The sequence below is a fragment of the Salinicoccus siamensis genome (assembly GCF_055391965.1).
On the sequence record NZ_AP043765.1, the window covers coordinates 1,630,569 to 1,648,274 of the forward strand.

The 17,706-nt window shown below is 51.1% G+C and carries 19 protein-coding genes, 1 pseudogene and 1 riboswitch; of the genes and pseudogenes, 9 read left to right on the top strand and 11 right to left on the bottom strand.

The genetic code is table 11. The features are described 5' to 3' along the window. Positions 1-170 precede the first annotated feature (170 nt). Together ACZ5LF_RS08385 and ACZ5LF_RS08390 are read right to left on the bottom strand one after the other, a co-directional pair. A complete protein-coding gene (locus ACZ5LF_RS08385; RefSeq protein WP_464759142.1) occupies positions 171-338 on the bottom strand; it encodes an SDR family oxidoreductase in 168 nt (55 codons plus the stop codon). Beyond that, positions 335-772, bottom strand: coding sequence for an SDR family oxidoreductase (locus tag ACZ5LF_RS08390; RefSeq protein WP_380571956.1), 438 nt, complete (start codon positions 770-772; stop codon positions 335-337). Before ACZ5LF_RS08390 ends, ACZ5LF_RS08385 begins: the two co-directional genes overlap by 4 nt. Positions 773-925: 153 nt before the next feature. Further along, positions 926-1,024: riboswitch (TPP riboswitch) on the top strand. Between the two features lie 62 nt (positions 1,025-1,086). Between ACZ5LF_RS08390 and ACZ5LF_RS08395 the strand changes: the two genes are divergently transcribed. Further along, positions 1,087-1,665 carry a YkoF family thiamine/hydroxymethylpyrimidine-binding protein gene (locus tag ACZ5LF_RS08395; protein WP_380571958.1) on the top strand — a complete coding sequence of 193 codons (579 nt, stop codon included), beginning with the start codon at positions 1,087-1,089 and terminating at the stop codon, positions 1,663-1,665. A 37-nt stretch (positions 1,666-1,702) separates the two neighbouring features. Here the strand turns inward: ACZ5LF_RS08395 and ACZ5LF_RS08400 are convergent, their stop codons facing one another. Then, the gene (locus ACZ5LF_RS08400; RefSeq protein ID WP_380571960.1) at positions 1,703-2,134 is read right to left on the bottom strand and encodes a VOC family protein; all 432 of its coding nucleotides are present in this window, start codon (positions 2,132-2,134) and stop codon (positions 1,703-1,705) included. A gap of 191 nt (positions 2,135-2,325) precedes the next feature. On the opposite strand from ACZ5LF_RS08400, the pseudogene ACZ5LF_RS08405 reads away from it, so the two are divergent. Continuing rightward, positions 2,326-3,242, top strand: a pseudogene (locus ACZ5LF_RS08405) (DUF7916 family protein). 90 nt (positions 3,243-3,332) lie between these two features. Here ACZ5LF_RS08405 and ric read toward each other — a convergent pair. After that, positions 3,333-4,025, bottom strand: coding sequence for an iron-sulfur cluster repair di-iron protein (gene ric / locus ACZ5LF_RS08410; RefSeq protein ID WP_380571962.1), 693 nt, complete (start codon positions 4,023-4,025; stop codon positions 3,333-3,335). A gap of 473 nt (positions 4,026-4,498) precedes the next feature. On the opposite strand from ric, the gene ACZ5LF_RS08415 reads away from it, so the two are divergent. Beyond that, entirely contained in the window at positions 4,499-5,572 is a 1,074-nt protein-coding gene (locus ACZ5LF_RS08415) for a YkvI family membrane protein (protein ID WP_380571984.1), read from the top strand. Positions 5,573-5,616: 44 nt separating this feature from the next. On the opposite strand, the gene ACZ5LF_RS08420 is transcribed toward ACZ5LF_RS08415, so the two are convergent. Further along, positions 5,617-5,820, bottom strand: a complete 204-nt coding sequence (locus tag ACZ5LF_RS08420) for a hypothetical protein (RefSeq protein ID WP_380572030.1) — start codon at positions 5,818-5,820, stop codon at positions 5,617-5,619. Positions 5,821-5,994: 174 nt separating this feature from the next. Between ACZ5LF_RS08420 and ACZ5LF_RS08425 the strand changes: the two genes are divergently transcribed. Further along, on the top strand, positions 5,995-6,183 hold the full coding sequence (locus tag ACZ5LF_RS08425; RefSeq protein ID WP_380572032.1) for a hypothetical protein: 189 nt from the start codon (positions 5,995-5,997) through the stop codon (positions 6,181-6,183). A 33-nt stretch (positions 6,184-6,216) separates the two neighbouring features. Here ACZ5LF_RS08425 and ACZ5LF_RS08430 read toward each other — a convergent pair whose 3' ends face one another. Then, complete coding sequence (locus ACZ5LF_RS08430) at positions 6,217-7,695, bottom strand: aldehyde dehydrogenase family protein (protein WP_380572034.1); 1,479 nt, start codon at positions 7,693-7,695, stop codon at positions 6,217-6,219. 113 nt (positions 7,696-7,808) lie between these two features. Here ACZ5LF_RS08430 and ACZ5LF_RS08435 point away from each other — a divergent pair, with 113 nt between their 5' ends. Then, positions 7,809-9,014 carry an RNA polymerase factor sigma-54 gene (locus ACZ5LF_RS08435; protein WP_380572036.1) on the top strand — a complete coding sequence of 402 codons (1,206 nt, stop codon included), beginning with the start codon at positions 7,809-7,811 and terminating at the stop codon, positions 9,012-9,014. 12 nt (positions 9,015-9,026) lie between these two features. Here the strand turns inward: ACZ5LF_RS08435 and dapA are convergent, their stop codons facing one another. The 5 genes from dapA to ACZ5LF_RS08460 are packed head-to-tail and all read right to left on the bottom strand — an operon-like array spanning position 9,027 to position 14,261. Next, the gene (gene dapA, locus ACZ5LF_RS08440) at positions 9,027-9,914 is read right to left on the bottom strand and encodes a 4-hydroxy-tetrahydrodipicolinate synthase (protein ID WP_380572038.1); all 888 of its coding nucleotides are present in this window, start codon (positions 9,912-9,914) and stop codon (positions 9,027-9,029) included. After that, positions 9,892-11,328 carry a Na+/H+ antiporter NhaC gene (gene nhaC, locus ACZ5LF_RS08445; protein ID WP_380572040.1) on the bottom strand — a complete coding sequence of 479 codons (1,437 nt, stop codon included), beginning with the start codon at positions 11,326-11,328 and terminating at the stop codon, positions 9,892-9,894. Before nhaC ends, dapA begins: the two co-directional genes overlap by 23 nt. Before the next feature lie 17 nt (positions 11,329-11,345). Next, entirely contained in the window at positions 11,346-12,071 is a 726-nt protein-coding gene (locus ACZ5LF_RS08450) for a hypothetical protein (protein ID WP_380572042.1), read from the bottom strand. Between the two features lie 13 nt (positions 12,072-12,084). Beyond that, positions 12,085-13,086: a proline racemase family protein gene (locus ACZ5LF_RS08455; RefSeq protein ID WP_380572044.1), complete on the bottom strand. Its 1,002-nt coding sequence runs from the start codon at positions 13,084-13,086 to the stop codon at positions 12,085-12,087. Further along, a complete protein-coding gene (locus tag ACZ5LF_RS08460; RefSeq protein ID WP_380572046.1) occupies positions 13,083-14,261 on the bottom strand; it encodes an NAD(P)/FAD-dependent oxidoreductase in 1,179 nt (392 codons plus the stop codon). Before ACZ5LF_RS08460 ends, ACZ5LF_RS08455 begins: the two co-directional genes overlap by 4 nt. Positions 14,262-14,395: 134 nt before the next feature. Here ACZ5LF_RS08460 and ACZ5LF_RS08465 point away from each other — a divergent pair, with 134 nt between their 5' ends. The 4 genes from ACZ5LF_RS08465 to ACZ5LF_RS08480 all read left to right on the top strand — a co-directional run bounded on the left by ACZ5LF_RS08465 (position 14,396) and on the right by ACZ5LF_RS08480 (position 17,614). Continuing rightward, on the top strand, positions 14,396-15,760 hold the full coding sequence (locus tag ACZ5LF_RS08465; RefSeq protein WP_380572048.1) for a sigma-54 interaction domain-containing protein: 1,365 nt from the start codon (positions 14,396-14,398) through the stop codon (positions 15,758-15,760). Between the two features lie 93 nt (positions 15,761-15,853). Next, the gene (locus tag ACZ5LF_RS08470) at positions 15,854-16,120 is read left to right on the top strand and encodes a (2Fe-2S)-binding protein (RefSeq protein ID WP_380572050.1); all 267 of its coding nucleotides are present in this window, start codon (positions 15,854-15,856) and stop codon (positions 16,118-16,120) included. After that, positions 16,117-16,449, top strand: a complete 333-nt coding sequence (locus ACZ5LF_RS08475) for a (2Fe-2S)-binding protein (protein ID WP_380572052.1) — start codon at positions 16,117-16,119, stop codon at positions 16,447-16,449. The genes ACZ5LF_RS08470 and ACZ5LF_RS08475 overlap by 4 nt, the downstream gene beginning before the upstream one ends. Continuing rightward, positions 16,442-17,614: an NAD(P)/FAD-dependent oxidoreductase gene (locus tag ACZ5LF_RS08480; protein ID WP_380572054.1), complete on the top strand. Its 1,173-nt coding sequence runs from the start codon at positions 16,442-16,444 to the stop codon at positions 17,612-17,614. The genes ACZ5LF_RS08475 and ACZ5LF_RS08480 overlap by 8 nt, the downstream gene beginning before the upstream one ends. Positions 17,615-17,706 lie beyond the last annotated feature (92 nt).

Here is a 17,706-nt window from a genome sequence, read left to right on the forward strand (position 1 = left end):
CCCTTTTACGTGGTATTCTGTCTATCCATTTTATCAGAGTTCATACAACATTAATAACGATGGGAACATGCCTTTTGTGCTGACAGTTGACTTCTATAGTCATAATCTTTACAAAATAACCAACCAAAAAAGGCACCAGACCATATGTCTGATGCCTTGCCCCTGCAAAACTACTGGGCGGTATAGCCGCCATCTACAAGGAGGGTCGTGCCAGTCGTAAACCCTTTCTCCGCCAGGAATACCACTGCGTGTGCAATCTCTTCAGGCTTGCCGAACCTGCCGATCGGGTGCTTGTCGACGAGAGCATCATAAAACTCTCCTAATGCGTCCTTATTCACCATACTGGCATCGACATAGCCTGGAGTACTGCACTAGCGCGTGGGTTATTCTTGGCATACTGTAATCCAACGGATTTCGTCATTAAGTTTATTGCACTCCTGGGAGGAGTGTATGAAAGTTTGTAGAATACGCTGTCTCGATTGGCTTTGATTACTCTCTGAGCGTCCTCGTAGAAAAGCTTGTGCGTCTCGCCCCGGAGACCGATTCCGGCATGGTTGAACATAATATTCAGATGTCCAAACTTTTCCACGGCGGGAGCAACGCCTTTTTTAAAATCCTCTTCCACTGATACGTCGATCCATTGAAATGCGACGTCACCATGGCCTGCCAAATTTCCTTCTGCTTTCCTACTTGCGTTTCCATCATCATCTGCAATTGCGACTTTGACTCCTTTTCCCAGGAACGTTTGTGCTACTTTGTCCTTAAGTCCCAAAGCGCATCTCTTTTAATGACCGTATCCGTTCACGATACAGATACCCATTTGTTTCAATTTTCAAACTTTTAAGCGCCATTTATTTTTAATCATCTGAAGCTGTCAGTTGTAGTCGATGGCCGATCACATGTATGATGAGGGTGAAACTGCATACCGATGCACTGGGGGCGCTATATGAAGCTGAGACGGATCACCGGACCCCTACGACCCGATCTGGATAACACCAGCGTGGGGAAGTGCAGCTGATATACCTTCATGCTGCATTCCCATCGGACTGCAGTCTTTTTATATCAATATTCAGGAGGTATGGCATTATGGGAAACGCATACGGTTCAAGACAGCCTGTAGGCTGTCAATTCAATTTGAGTGTGATGAGCGATGACTTCGTGGATGTCATCCTATCGGCTTTGGAGAAGACCGAAACTGCTGAAGTCATGATGGAGACGGATGACGTGTCATCCTGGGTGCACGGCCCGATATCCGACGTTTTTGCTGTCGTGGAGTTGATCTACTTAAACGCCGCACAGACCGGTAGGCACGTGGCGATGAGCGGCACATTTTCAGCCGGGTGCCCCGGGGCTCAAGAGGAGGACGATTCCAAAACACCGGCCGGTTCGACAGCGCCGCGTAGAGATGTGGCGCAACAGGCCCGATGCAAATTCGCGCTCTATCCGCTGGGTACTGGGGACTACATGGAGATTATCCAATCCCGCATCAATACAGCAGCGGATGAAGGTGTAAAGGTGAGCGCCGGTCATGGTGCCACACGACTGGATGGGGACGTCCGTGACATCTTCAATGCCTTGGAATCCGCGTTTTTGAAAGTACAGGAAGCGGCAGGACATACCGCCATGACCTTCACCCTCTCATCAAACAGCCCTTCCAACCGCTGATTGACTACGGCCCACCTCAAAGAGGCGGGCCGTATTTCTATATGATCAGCATATCGTCATCATCAAACTCCCAGTCAGCACCATAGGCGACTTCCCAGTAGTAGCCGTCCGGATCTTTGAAGTATCCGCTGTAGCCGCCCCATGAGGTTGGACTCGCTTCCCTGGTGACGATGCCCCCTGATTTTTTGGCCCGCTCCAGTATGTGATCGACCTCCGCTTCAGACTTCGCATTAAATGCCAAGGTGATGCCGTTGAAGCCATGTGTCATGTCCATCGCATCCGCTCCGGTCTCTGTCGCAAGTGTGTCGAGCGGGTACAACGCCAGTTTCGATCCCTTCATCCTGAAAAAGATGATTTCCATCTCGTCCTCATCACCCATTATGATCGACTCCAATCCGAGTTTCCTATAGAAGTCGACTGAAACTGAAATATCTTTGACGCTAAGTGTAATCAGATTGATTCTGTCCATGGCCATCCCCCTTTTCAGATAAGCTAGTATATAAGATGTATTTTTACACTTTAAATATATCATATGTATTTGACATCCGGAGAATATGATTCGAAATATATTTTCGGTCCACCCTCTCCGCCATCCGCTTCAAACTGGTCAGCGGCGTCATTTTTATATAGAATGAGGGCAAAGAAGGGAGACGATCCATTATGAAACGATTACTGGACTGTAATGCATCTGATTTCAAAGGCATGTCCGGCCGGGATCTGAAACAATCCATCCAGGCAAGTGAAGGCCGGGTGATGCTCGCAGAGACGATGGCCACCGTGCCCCACTCTACCCGGACATCACCAATGCAGAACTGGCCGCTTCATTCGGAGCGGATATGCTGCTGTTCAACCTGCTGGATGTCTTCGATCCAACAGTAGAAGGACTGGTCCCATCTGTCCGCACAGAGGTCATGCAGGAAATCAAACAGCTTACAGGACGGCCGATCGGACTCAACCTTGAACCGGTCGACCTCGATGCCGAAGAGATTGAAGCGCTCGACACCATCAATCGCGGACGCATCGCCTCCAAGGAAGCATTAACGGCTGCCCAGACGCTCGATTTTGATTTCATCTGCCTTACCGGCAATCCAAAAACGGGCGTCTCAAATGATGAAATTGCCCTCGCCATAGCGCGTGCCCGGGAGATATTCGGCGAAGATACACTGATCATCGCCGGCAAAATGCATGGCGCTGGTGTCGCCAATGAAACAGGCAGTACGATCATCACCAATGAAGCCCTCAACACCTTCATCCGTGCAGGCGCCGATGTCATTCTGATGCCGGCACCCGGCACGGTCCCCGGCATCACCGTGGAAGACGCCCAGCAATATATCACCCATATCCATTCACAAGGTGCACTTGTGATGTCCACGATCGGGACCAGCCAGGAAGGTGCCGATGACGCGACCATCCGCCAGATTGCCTTAAACGCCAAGATGGCCGGGGCCGACATCCATCACATCGGAGACGCGGGCTTCTATGGCATCGCGGTGCCGGAAAATATTATGGCCTACTCGATCGCCATCCGCGGCCGCCGCCATACTTATGTGCGCATGGCCCGCTCCATAAACCGGTGAGGGAAACTGAGAATAAATATAATGAATACCCCCCAACATTTAGCGTCAGGGTCTAATTGTTGGGGGTATGCATAATATCACTCGTTTTTTCTACATTGCCTTTCTGACGCGTTCAAACAAGACATGATTTTCAAGATGGACATGATCGAATGTATCCTTCTCAATCTTTTCAAGTCGTGTATAGACGAGACGATATGTGCCACACGCATTGCTGTGTGGTGTGAAATCTGAAGTGACCTGGCGCAGTTCTTTTAGTATATTGCCTACCGTTTCATGTTCGCCTTCCAATTCACTGACGTGCGGCTGGAGTTTATCGCCTATTTCCGATGATGGATTTTCCATATATTGAATGATCATCGGGAAAACGACATGGTCTTCCTCTTCTGTATGGATCATCATCTCATTGCGCAGCTCCTTATAGAGTGCCTGCAGACGGACGAGATGGGGTTCGTTCGGACCATGCTTCCGTGCAAGCTTTGTGACATACGGACTGAGCGCCTGGAATTCGTCCATCAGCTCCTGGTGGTATCTGTTCTGGATGAAGGTGATGATCCCTTTCTCATCAAGATATTTCGGCTGTATGCCGGCCTCTTGGCGCGTCTCTATTGCGTTTATCTCCGCCATCACGCCTTCTAGATCAAGGCCGCGTGCCGCCACTGCTTCTGATAGTGAAATTTTCCCGCCACAGCAGTAGTCGATTCTATTTTTCCTGAATATATCAGCGCTTTTTGGAATTTCATTAACGATATCCCGCACCCACATTCCGTGATTTACAGTTGTCATGATAACCCTCCTGTTTTAAACATACATTTTTTATACATGTTTAATATAACACACAATTTTCAGTCGTGATTGCGTTTTTAATGTGATTCATTGAACGTTTAGTGACGGTGATAAGTCAACGAAATGCCCATAAGATTTCCAATTAAATAATATATTTTTACACTTGTATTATTCTCGTCTCACAGCATATTCATTCACATAGTTTCATTGATAAAAAAATCACGTCCTATCCCTTGTACGGTCTGGGATTACAAGTATATCGTGATAGCGCTTCCACTCACTTTCTAGAAATATTATTTCATTTATCATTAAAATAAATTTCATAGCAATATACTCTATGACCGTTTGACACTGTGGTGTGCTCTATGTTTAGTATAGTATTGTTGAAATATATTTCAGAATAATATTTTAAATTCTGTCATTCTGGTGTGCATTTCCAGAATGACCTGCAACTTCAAGAAGGAGAGATTTGTTTGAGTAATCAACAAGAACCGCTGAAAATCGGGTTCGCCTATGTAGGGGTGGTGCTCGGAGCAGGCTTTTCTACAGGTCAGGAGATCCTGCAGTTCTTCACCAACTACGGCATGATGAGTTATTGGGCGGTCCTGCTCTCAGGGCTGGTCACGATGTTCATCGGGCGCCAGGCATCGAAGCTCGGTAATCGTCTGGATGCAGATTCGCATCTTGAACCGATCAACGAACTGTTTGGGAAAAAACTTGGCAAGGTCATCGACTACATACTCGTCTTCTTCCTGTACGGCGTCATGGTCATCATGCTTGCAGGTGCCGGTTCGGCCTTCAATGAAAGTTTCGGCGTGCCGTCATGGCTCGGCTCGCTCATCTTGGCCATCGGAGTATTCATTACATTGAACATGAGCTTCAATAAGATTCTTGTGGCGCTTGGTGCAGTGACACCTTTCCTGATCGCTTTCGTCATGATCATCGCAGCCTACAGCTTCTTCAATCCAAGCGTCCCATTTACACAAGTGGAAGAATATACTGACGTGACGAAGACGCCTTCAGCCGCCTGGTGGTGGGACGCCCTGACCTACAGCGGCATCGTCCTTGCGATGGCATTCAGTTTGCTGTCCATCATGGGCGCCCAGGCATCGGGCATTAAAGCAGCCCGTAAAGGCGGGTTGTTCGGCGGCATCATGCTGATCCTATTGCTCGTGCTGATGAACGGTGGACTGCTCGCAAGGATTGACATCACCAATCCTTCTGAGATACCATCGCTCGTCCTGGCACGCGAAATCCATCCTATACTTGGAATCGGACTGTCGATCGTCATGCTGCTGGTCATCTATAATACCGCAGTCGGCATGTTCTATCCGTTCCTTTCCAGGTTTTCCGAGCCTTATACGAAACGTTACCGTCTGCTGCTCGGCGGCGGACTGATCTTAGGATATTTCCTGAGCCTGGTCGGCTTCGTCGGCCTCGTCAATTTCTTCTATCCGATCTTAGGTTATGTCGGACTGCTGCTCGGGGCGGCCTTGACCGTAAGATGGGTCGCAAGCAAAGTATCGAGCAAACAACCTGCACAATAGCAATATCCCCATCAGTGGACAAAAGCCACCGATGGGGATATTTTTTATCCTATGCTGCGGATCAGTACGGAAATGATGTAGACCACTATCGCGCTTAAGACGAATATGATGGTGAAGCGCCAATATTCACGGCTTGGATACTCCGTCACGCCAAGCTTTCTTAGTACCGTAGTGATTGTTGCTGCGGAAAAAGCGATGCCGCCGATGCCAAACAGCATAAACGAGAGGATGATGAGTAGATCTGTCATGGAAATCTCACTTTCTGGTTGGTATATCCATTACTCTATCAGATTCCAGGACTCAGATATAGTTCTTCATTTTCATATATACCTATATAATGAGGACTTCAAGAGAGCATCATCCGCGTTTCTAGTGTATAATTACATCAAAGGGCGCACCCATGTCCTAAAAGGAGTGGTAGCATGAAGAACTCGACCAGACTGCAGGAGTTTCCGACCATCCCCTACCTGTATGCCGAGCGCCATAACCCACCCGTCTCAACGTACGAGCACACTTTAGGCCAATACCGCGATGCCGAAGGCAGGCCGCAGTTTTTGGACGACAGGCCAAAGCGTAGTACAGATGAACAGAAGAAACCCCACTCAAAATAGCCTCATTTTGAGTGGGGTTTCATGCTTATATTACTACTGCTTCATGTTGACGAAGACGCTTTTGACTTCTATATAGTTTGAAATGCCGTAATCTCCGCCCATTTCACGTCCGATACCTGAGTTTTTATAGCCCCCGAAAGGCATCGTTTCAAGTTCCAGACCGAAGTCGTTGATCCACACGGTTCCAGATTCCAGCTTGCTTGAGATATAATGGCCCGCTTTTATGTTCTCCGTCCAGACGCTCGCAGCCAGACCGTATTCGCTGTCGTTTGCACGTTCTATCACTTCATCCACTGTATCAAAAGGCAGTATGGACATGACCGGTCCGAATATTTCTTCGCGCGCTATCGTCATGTCATCCTCCACATCGGCGAACACCGTTGGTTCCACGAAGTAGCCCTTACCTTCCGGACTGTTGCCGCCGGTGACCAGGCGTGCACCCTCTTCTTTTCCTTTTTCGATATAGCCCATTACCGTCTCGAGCTGCTTTTTGGACACAAGCGGCCCCATATCGGTGTCGGCGTCGAGTCCCGCGCCGAGCTTCAATGATTCAGCCCGCTTCTTCATCTCTTCAATGACCTTTTCATAGATCGGCCTTTGGACGAAGACGCGCGTCGTTGCGCTGCAGTTCTGCCCATGATTGTACATCGTACCGTCGAAGATGCCGTCCAGTGACGCTTCGAGGTCCGCATCGGCAAGGACGATGCTCGGCGATTTCCCACCGAGTTCAAGCGTGACGCCGGTGATATTCTCAGCCGCCTTCTCCATTATCGTCCGGCCCGTTGCCGTACTGCCTGTAAAGGCGAGTTTATCGACGCCAGGATGCGTGTTCAAAGCACCGCCCACTTCACGGCCGGAACCGGTGATGATATTGACCACGCCGTCCGGGAAGCCGGCCTCTTTGAATAATCTGCCTGTATAGAGCAGTGACAGCGGCGTCTCGGAAGCGGGTTTGATGACCACGGTGCAGCCTGCCGCAAGAGCTGATCCGAGCTTCCATCCCGCCATGGCAAGCGGGAAGTTCCATGGGATGATCTGGCCGGCGACCCCTACCGGTTCATGGAGGGTGTAGGTGATATGTTCTGTAGAGACATTCGTCGTCTTGCCGGATATTTTCGTCGCCCACCCCGCGTAATACCTGAAGTGCTGGATGGTGCCGTCTACATCATCTTCAAGGGCAACCTTGTAGGGTTTGCCGTTATCCAACGCTTCCAATTGGGCAAGTTCTTCACGGTTCTCTTCCAGCAGATCGGCGAATTTATAGATCAGGCGCTCCCTGTCGGCCGGTTCCATACGCGTCCACTCGCCATTGTCGAATGCATCACGCGCTGCCTTGACTGCCTGATCGACATCATCTTTTGTGCCGGCATCCAGCGACACTATCTTCTCCTCTGTCGCTGGATTGGTCACATCGAATGTATTGCCGCTGTTCGACTGCCTGTATTCGCCGTTGATGTATTGTCCGCTTGCATTGTCAATGAATCGTGTGACATTGTCTTTCAATTCCATCATCTATGACACTCCTTGTACTATTATAAATTTCTTAATACTCACATTATTGATTATACATATCTTTTTAAAGGATGTATAATTGAACCAGACATATCATACTAGGAGGCATGAATATGCTGACTCTCGACACTCATATTTCAAACGATCAGACGCTGGCTTTGAACCATTACCTTTTTCATGGCATCCAACTGTTTAAATTCAACCAGCAGGAATTGAACCGTTACATAAAAGATAAATGCGCTGCCAACCCCCTCCTCCTGATCGACGAGGAGAAGATGCCGCTCGATGTCTTGGCGTACCATCACGACGCATGTGGCCCGGACACCCTCAGTGAGATGCTTCTCGATTTCAGATGCACCCTCCCACAAGATGACTTCAAAATCATCCGCACACTGATATACTCTTTGGATTCAAATGGGTTTTTGGAAGCGGATCCATGCCATATCGCAGAGATGGAGGGCGTCCCGCTTGAGCGGGTGCATTCAAACCTCGAACGATTGAAGGCCTACGACATGCTTGGTGTCGGCTGCAGTGATGCGATGGATTACCTGCGCTTCCAGCTTATAAATGACGACCACTATGATGAAGCACTGTTCCAATTGTTTGCGAGCCATCTGTCATCGATCGCCCATGATGATTTCAGCTTCCTGGCCGACGCCTCTATCTCGACCGATGCGTTCCTTGACTATCTCGACCATATCAGATCACTCGGGTTATCGCCGTTATCTTCTCGTGACAACGCGTCAATCGAGCCCGACGCCTTCATCACCCTCGGTGCGGACGGTGACATCCAAATCGAAATCCCCGACCATCTGATGGGCAGCATCACATTCGAGCCGCTGGCATTGTCTGCAGATGACCCCGAATTCGACAAGCTGATGGATGGGTTCCAGAGAGAGTACGAAGAGCTCGTCTCCATAATGAATGCCAGAAGCCGGTATATGCATGAAGTCCTGAGCGTCATCGCCACCGTACAGAAAGACTATCTGTCGGGCAGGAGCAGTTACCTTGAGACGCTCGATCAGACCATCATTTCGGATAATACCAGCCTGAGCCCGGCTACAGTAAGCCGGCTTCTCGTCAATAAGTACATCTCCACCCCGCTCGGCACGATGCCACTTAAGGCCCTGCTGTCAAAAGAAGCCGTGTCGGGCGTCTCCCGGAGCAAAGTGATCAATATGATCCGCCAGATTGAAGGGTTCCCAGGAATGCCGGACGCCCGCATATCCAAAATTCTCGAACAGCGCGACATCCACATTTCCCGGCGCACCGTCAATAAATATAAAAATGAGATACTGTCTGGTTTGAAAGAGGCGTAGAACGCCTCTTTTTTAATTCAACTTTTCCATATATGCCTTCAACTGTGCCGTTTCCTCATCAGTCAGCCCAAGTCTCGGCTTCCTGGAAGGGCCACCGTTCAACCCTTTTAGGTCCATCGCTTTCTTGACGATCTGGACGAATTTCCCGGAGTTCTCGAGGAACTCGCATAGCGGCAATAGATCCTTGTTTATTTCCTTCGCCGCTTCGTAGTCCCCGGCCTCGACATGTTCAAGCATTTTCGCCGCGCTGTTTGGTGCAATGTTTCCGGCTACCGATACCCATCCTGTAGCACCGTGCAGGAATGATTCCAATGCCAGGTCATCGGAGCCGCAGAAGATATTGAAATTCGTATTTCTTGCGATGTCCCTGAGCTTCCTTATATCTCCGCTCGATTCTTTGATGTGCGTCACGTTGTCGAGTGTCTGATCGATCTTATAGATCGTTTCAAGATCGATGTCGATGCCTGAAGTGAAGGGATTGTTGTAGAGCATGACCGGAGTGGATACGTGGTCGTTGACATCCTTGAACTGGTGGTAGATTTCGTTTGATGTTGGACCCCCGTAGTATGAGTTGATCACAAGCAGTCCGTCTGCACCATGCTGCTCTGCATGTTCTGCGTATTTCAACATCTTATCCGTGCGTTCATCGGAGACGCCGACGAGCAGCTGGGTATCGGTGCCTTTAACCATTTCGCTGACCAGTTCCACAATCTGCGCCTTTTCATCATCGTCCAGTGAGACGAACTCCCCGGTGCTGCCGACAATGACCAGACCGGATACTTTCTGATCCAGATAATAGGAAACGTTCTCCTTCAACCCTTCATAGTTCACTGAATAATCTTCATGCATCGGTGTGATAAGTACTGGGAAAACCCCTTTAAGTTGTTTGTTCTTGACCATTTTCAATCTCCTCCAATTGTTTGTTGTCTTCCTTTTTCAATATGAACTTGCCTGTATAGCCGTAAATGAGTGTAATGATCATGACCAGGAAGCCGTACCAGAAGAACGGCAAGTATACGAGCGTCGAGACGCCGAGCGTGGTCGCCATGAACACCCCACCGTCAGACCATGGGACCATCGGTGTCGTTATGGTGCCCCCGGCTTCTGTATTCCTCGACAGCAGCGACCGGTCAAGATTAAGCCTGTCGTAGTTCTCCTCCGTTATTTTGGTACCCGTCAGGAGCGACACATAGGCCGCACCACCGAAGAAGACACCGAAGAATGACGCCATCATCGTCGTCAAAGTGACATTGCCCGTATTGGTCGCCCAGTTGGCCAGAATGTTGCCGATCACTTCAAGGGCACCGATCGACTGCAGCAGCCCACCGACCCCGAGTGCCAGTATGATCAGCAGGATCACTTCCAGCATGAAGGTGACGCCGCCCCGGTTAAGCAGATTGTCGATGAACGGTATGCCTGTCTCCAGGGAACTGCCGCTGTAGAGCGTCTGTATGGCTTCAATGAATTCATACCCTTGGAACCATGTCGCCCACAGGCTGCCGAGCAGTGCGCCGAACATGATGACTGGCACTGAAGGCATCTTCAGTATCAACAGCGCGATGACGACACCTGCAGGAATGAGCATCACCCATGAGATGTTGAAGGTCTGTGAGAGCCCTGCCATCGTCTCTTTGGCAACCGTCAGGTCCCCACTGCCCCGGGACAGTATCGCCCCGACCACCCAGTACAAAAGTGCTGAAATGATGAATGCCGGCACCGATACGTACAACATCGACTTGATATGCCGGAACAGATCGACCTTCGATAAGGATGCGGTCATGACCGTAGTATCGGATAGCGGTGACATCTTATCCCCGACATAACATCCTGAGATGACAGCGCCTGCCACCAGGTAGAGGGGCAATCCGAAGCTCTCGCCGATGCCCATCATCGCGATGCCAGCCGTCCCGGCGGCACCAAAAGATGTGCCAGTCGATAAGGCCGTAATCGTACAGATGATCATCGCCGCCATCAGGAAGATGCTCGGGCTGATGATGTTCAAGCCGTAGTAGATCAAGGTCGGCACGACACCCCCGGCGATCCATGAGCCGATCAGTGCGCCGACTGCGATAAGGATCAGTATGGCCCCCATCCCTTCATGTATGCCCTGGAGCAGGCCGCGCTCCATATGCAGGTAGGAGTTTCCGAGATAGATGCCGACGCCCATGATCATGAACCAGATGGTGAGCAGGGCGAGCTGTATCGGCAGTTCCAGTACGAGGATGAACGAAAACATGATGATGACGAACATCACCAGTATAAAAGCCAATATTTTGCCGCTTGGAAGTTTCCTTTTCCTTGTCCCCTTTGTCATATAAAAACCCCTTTAATTTATTTGATGACGAAGCCGCGCGTATATATATCCGTTTCATCAATATAGAATTGTGAATTCGATATGAAGAAATATGGATGGTGATACATGCCTCCAGCCACTTCGACTGCTGCGCCGTTGAAGGCGGTGGTTTCGTGGCTGCAGTGGAGCAGCGAGATCACTTCATGGACCGGATGGGCCACGATATCACCCTCTGCATCAAACACCAGATGACGGCCCCGATTGAGGTACACGGTATAGTCATGCTGGCCGTCACTGCCGAGTGTCTCCTTGATTTCAGCGAGGCGGTCTATCTCCAATGTGATATCCGTTTCAAGCAGCGTAATCGTTTTATCACCCGACCGGAAGGAATTGCCCGCTTCAGCCACCTCGGCAAGAGGGGTATAGGCAAGTTGTGAATGCTTCAAATCGAATGTGCGGCCGTCGCAGATGACGCTGTACGACGCCCGCTCCGGCAGTCGGCCGCGGTCGATCAATGTCCGGACCAGCGTCTTCAGCATGGTTGCCTGGTTGTGGACGCCTGAGAAACTGTCGATGTAGGTGTGGATCGTGTCCCCAGACAGATGGTAGCCCATCACGTTGACATATTTGCTGCCGCGGGGCTCCCGGGCCATCAGCTGCCTCATATCGAACCCGTCCGGGCCGTAGTCAAGCTGGTCGCTCTGCACAATGCGCATCAGCTGGCCATGGACATGTACGTCGTAACTGTCTATCACTTTAATCATCAATCCTACCCCCTTATATTTCCGGAATGAGCAGATAGCCTTGGCTGAGCGGATCATCCGGATCCATGTAGAAGTCGTGTCTCGCCATCAGCCAGGCTGAACCCGTTATCCTGACCTTCAGATAATCCACCCCATCCTGCGCCGCCACAGACAAGATCTGCGCTGAAAATTTCGACCCTGTTATGCTTTCATGGATGAAGGACTCCCCGACCTGCATGCGCCCTGCCTGATGCAATGTCGCTGCCTTGGCGCAGGTGCCGGTGCCGCACGGCGAACGGTCGATGCCCCCAGGTGGCACGACGACGGCATTCCTGACCGGGTCGCCTTCTTCGTAGAGTTCCATATGGGTCAATTTGTTGATGAAGGAGAATGACGGGTGCCTGACTTCATGCGTGTCATTGATGATGTCCCGGATCGCCATGGCCTTCATCACAATCTCTTCGGAACGGTCCACGTCAAGTGCCACCCCAATGTCAGATGCCTTGATGATGCCGTAGAAGTTGCCGCCATACGCCACATCGCAGCGGACATCCGTGTAGCCGCCGGCATCGACATGCACGGTTTTGAGGTGGAAGGAATCGGTGCTGACGAAACTGACCGATTCGACTTTGCCATCACTGACGGTGCATGTCGCCTCCACCATGCCGGCTGGCGTGTCGAGGACGATGGTGGTGAGTGGTTCCTGGCGTTCTACATATCCGAGCTCGACCAACGCCGTGCATGTGCCGATCGTGTCATGGCCGCACATTGGCAGGTAGCCGCCCGTCTCGATGAAGATGACGCTGAAATCTGCTGCATCATCCAGCGGCGGCAGCAGAATCGTGCCGCTCATGACGTCATGCCCCCTCGGTGGGTTGACCAGGAATTTACGGATATGATCGTGATTTTCCTTCATATCGAGCATCTTTTCCTGGATCGTCTCACCCTTTAATTCAGGCATCCCCGCCACGACTGTCCGCGTCGGGTTGCCGCCTGTATGCGTATCGATGGTGATGAATTGTTTGCTGCCATTCATGTATGTATCCCTCCTTTGAAACGGTTGATGTCAAGCGGCGACAAGTCTTCCTCTAGGGTGCCGGCGAGCATCTCGGCCATCCAGTGCCCCGTCACGGCACATAATCCAATGCCGTCCCCTTCATGACCTGCTGCCACATAGAAGCCATCTACATCAGTTTCCGATACGATCGGGAGATGGTCCGGTGTCCAGGGGCGCAGCCCCGAATAGCTGCGGATCATGGACATGTCCTTCATGCCGGGGAAGAAGTGTATTGCGCGCTTGGCGATCAGCTTGATGATACTGTGATCCACTGTATGGTCGTACCCGATGAATTCACGGCTGCTGCCGAGCAGGAAATTCTGGCTGTCTGTGGCCTCATGGACCAGCGCGATGCCGTAGGCATTCATCTCCGCATCCGCTGTCCGCTCCTTGCCGAATTTGGTCATCAGATAGCCGAATTCCTGGATTTTGCGCGTGCCCATCAACTCGGCGCGGCTTGATACGAGTATATGGCCTTTCCTCGGCGTGATCGGAATGTCGATTCCAAGCATCCGCCCGACATGCGGGGCGTATATGCCGGCTGCATTGATGACGTGTTTGGCTGTGAATGCCTTCTCATGCGAACGGACGGTAAAGGCATCCCCCTCCTTCTCGACAGCCGTCACCGGCGTATATTCATGGATATCACAATCCTTCTTTTCCGCCTGATGGGCGAAGGCATATGTCAGCATATAGGGATTGAGTGTCGCATCATTTGTGCATTCGATCCCACCCACAAGGTGATCCGAAAAATGTTTGGAATCATTCTTAAGGTCCTCACGGTCGAGCTTCCTGAAAAATACTGCCTTATCGTTCACTGCATTGTGCTGGTCCACCCAACTGTACGCCTGCTCAAGCTCCGCTTCATTCTCGCACAGGAATATGCTGCCTGGCTGCCTGTACTCAAAAGGCATATCCAGTTCATCGGGAAGCGCATGGATGAGCGCCTGGCTTTTTATCGCCATGCGGCTGTCGAAGCCCGGCTCCTTGTCGATCAGCAGCACGTTGCCGTCACATTTGGATGATGTACCGGATGCAAGCCCCCGGCTTTCCAGGAGTGCCACCTTGAATCCCTTTTCGGCGGTATGGTAGGCGATGCTTGCGCCGATGATGCCGCCGCCTATTATCAGGACATCATAATGTGGTCGATTCATTGTCTTGCCTCCCCTCTACTGTCTATAAAGAAAAAAGCATGCCACATTTAAATGGCTGTATTTCTTTTGTCATTTAATATAAACTGTAAAGAAACATATAATTTATTAAAATTTCTGATAAAAGGATGGGTGCAATGTTCGAAACACACTTGATTGATGAACTGATCAACTTCCATCATCATTCGTTTACCATCATCAACAAAAACGAGGAAATCATCTATTTCAGCCGGCGTGCAGAAGAGATATTCAATATGCGGGCAGAAGACATCACAGGGCGTAAAATCTCCGATGTATTCCACAAGGATAAACTGGTCATCCTCCAATCGCTGCGCAACAAGCGCACCATAGAAAAGAAGGGGCATCAGGCCACCCCGGAAATATTCGTCGACATCAAATCGGTGCCGCTCATCATCGATGGAACGGTGCAGGGGGCGGTAGTATCCGAGGTCGATGTGACGGAGGAGGTGCGGCAGAAGGAAGAGATCCGGAAGTTGCAGAGCCAGGTGGAGACGCTGTCGAGCAGCGTCAAAAAGATCCATTCCGAAGATCCGTTTAAAAGCATCGTCTATAAGAGTGCACAGATTGAAGGCGTCAAAAATCAAATACGCCAAGCGGCAAACACAAAAGCGAACATATTGATCACCGGCGAAACCGGGGTCGGTAAGGAGCTGTTCGCCCGGGCGGTACATGATCTTACATTCAAGGACAAGCCGTTCATCCCGATCAACTGTGGGGCGATCCCTTCGCACCTGTTCGAATCCGAACTGTTCGGGTACGCAAAAGGGGCCTTCACCGGCGCGAACCGGCAAGGCAATAAAGGCAAGATAGAAGCGGCCAAAGGCGGCACGCTGCTGCTTGATGAAATCGGTGAAATGCCCATTGATATGCAGGTCAAATTTTTGCGGGTCCTGCAGGAGAAGCATTACTTCAAACTCGGCAGCACAGTCGAAGAAGCGGCGGACTTCAGATTGGTGTCCGCAACAAACAGAAAGATTGCCGATCTGCTTGCAGGCGACGATTTCAGGTCAGACCTGCTGTACCGCATCAATGTCATCAATATACATATTCCACCACTTAGGGAACGGCCTGACGATGTGGAATCCTTGTTCTTCTATTATCTGCTTCAGATTTCGCAGAAATATGGCATTGAGATGCGCTACGCGGACCGCCAGCTCGTCAACTTGCTGAAGGAATACCATTGGCCCGGTAATGTCAGGGAACTCATCAATATCGTCGAACGCCTCGTCATCTTCTCCGGGGGTTCCCACCTCGATCCAGACATTTTCCTCAAGTATTTGGATGAAGTGGACGAAGCGCGTCCGCACACCTACCCTGCTCTAGACGGTGATACCGCATTGAAGGGGTTCATCGAGCAGGCTGAGTCGGAATATTTAAGGCACATGCTCGACAAGTTCGACTCCAATATCGAACAGACCGCAAACGCCCTGTCCGTCAGCCGCCCGACACTCTACTCGAAGATCAGGAAGTATGATCTGTAGACGTCGCTCAGGTTAAGTGCCAAGTCATTTTGGGCTGGCACAATTATTTCTTATCAATGGTATAGAAGCACAGAAACGATAGGAGGATCACAAATGACTGAAGATTTCATCGTCTGCAGGTGTGAAAACATCTACATGTCGGAATTACAGAACATCATCGAGGAAGGGGCGACCAACGCGCGGGAACTGAAGTTGAAATCCCGTGCCGGAATGGGCTTCTGCACCTCCCGGACATGCGGCCCGTTCATCGAAAAATTGACCGGGGACCATAGTGCGGAACCGACCTTCATCAATCTCAAATCGCAGCCCCCGATACGGACGGTTTCATTTTCAGAACTGATAGAGGGGGGATCGGAATGACGAGACGGATCACCCATCACGCCATCCTCGGGCCGGTTGAGGATGACAAGGTCCCGTTCAGCTGGGAGGGCCGGACCTTGTATGGCAGCAGCCGCGACAGCCTGACATCCGCCCTGCTCGCAAACGATGTCCGCATACTCAGGCGCCATGAAAAGGATGGAAAGCCGCGCGGCCTGTACTGCAACATCGGCCACTGTTCGGAATGCCGGGTGACGGTGGACGGCCGCCGGAATCAGCGGGCATGCATGACGCCGCTTGAAACGAATATGGCCGTAGAATCACAACGGATGCTTCCGTACCTCACAGAAGGAGGGAAGCGCGATGTTTGATACGATAATCATCGGCAGCGGCCCGGCCGGCCTGAGTGCAGCAGGCATATTGAAGGATGGGCAGAACGTCCTCATCATCGACGAATACTACCATCCCGGCGGCAGGCTGCTCGGCCAGCTCTACGAAGAAGAGAAGGATGTGTGGTGGAACGGTCAGGAGATCGCCGACTCCCTCTTTGGCGATGTCAAAGAAGCGGTGGCCTTCAGGCCATCCACTTCCGTCATCAATATAGAAAAGGATGCCCATTTCACGATCCATACGACCAGAGGCACATTCGAATCATATAACGTCATCGTCGCCACAGGCGCCCGTGAGAAATCGTTCCCCCTGCCGGGCTGGGACCTGCCCGGGGTCATGACGGTCGGGGCGGCACAGGTCCTGACCAACTTCCAGAGGGTCGCCCCGGGCGACAGAGGTGTGATCATCGGCATGAACCCGCTATCTCTGGTAATCGCACTCGAACTCGGCTATGCGGATATAGAGGTGGCCAAGATCTGCCTGCCGCCGGACAATCCTTTAAACGAACAGTCCCCGATGGATGCCTTTGAAACATTGTTGTCGCTCGGGGGTCTCGCGCCTTCAAAGTTCATCGCATCGGCCAGCCGGTTCGGTGCCAAACTGCCAGCCTCCCATAAGGCTGCGGTCAAACTATTCCCAAAAAGCGGCGTCAATGCCATGGGACTGCCCATTTCCATACGCGAGAAAGTCACACGCATCAATGGCCAAGAACAGGTCGAATCCATCACCGTACAGCAGGTCGATTCAAAGGGGCGTACCTTATCGAAAAAAAGCCGGACGATACCATGCGACTTCGTGTGCATTTCCGATGGTCTCGCACCGCTCAGTGAAATATGTTCCTTATTGAATATGAAGCATGTCTACATTGAATCACTCGGCGGCTACGTCCCCCTCCACGACAGCAGGATGCGGACCGAAATAGAAAACCTTTATGTGGCAGGTAACATCACAGGCATAGAAAACGCGAAAGTCGCCATGCTGCAGGGAGAGCTCGCCGCTTCCCAAATCCTTGGGGACGAGGCAAACAGCCGCACACTTCTTGGGAAGATCAACCATGAACGCCATTACGCTAAAGTGAAGTTCCATCCCGAACTCACCCGCGGCAAAGAACAGCTGGAGAGTCTATGGTACGAATACATGAAATGAAAACGAGCGGGCAGGCCGATTCAGGCCTGTCCGCTCGTTCAATAATGAAGCTACTCTCTCACCGGGTATAAAGCGTAATTTAATAAGATGAG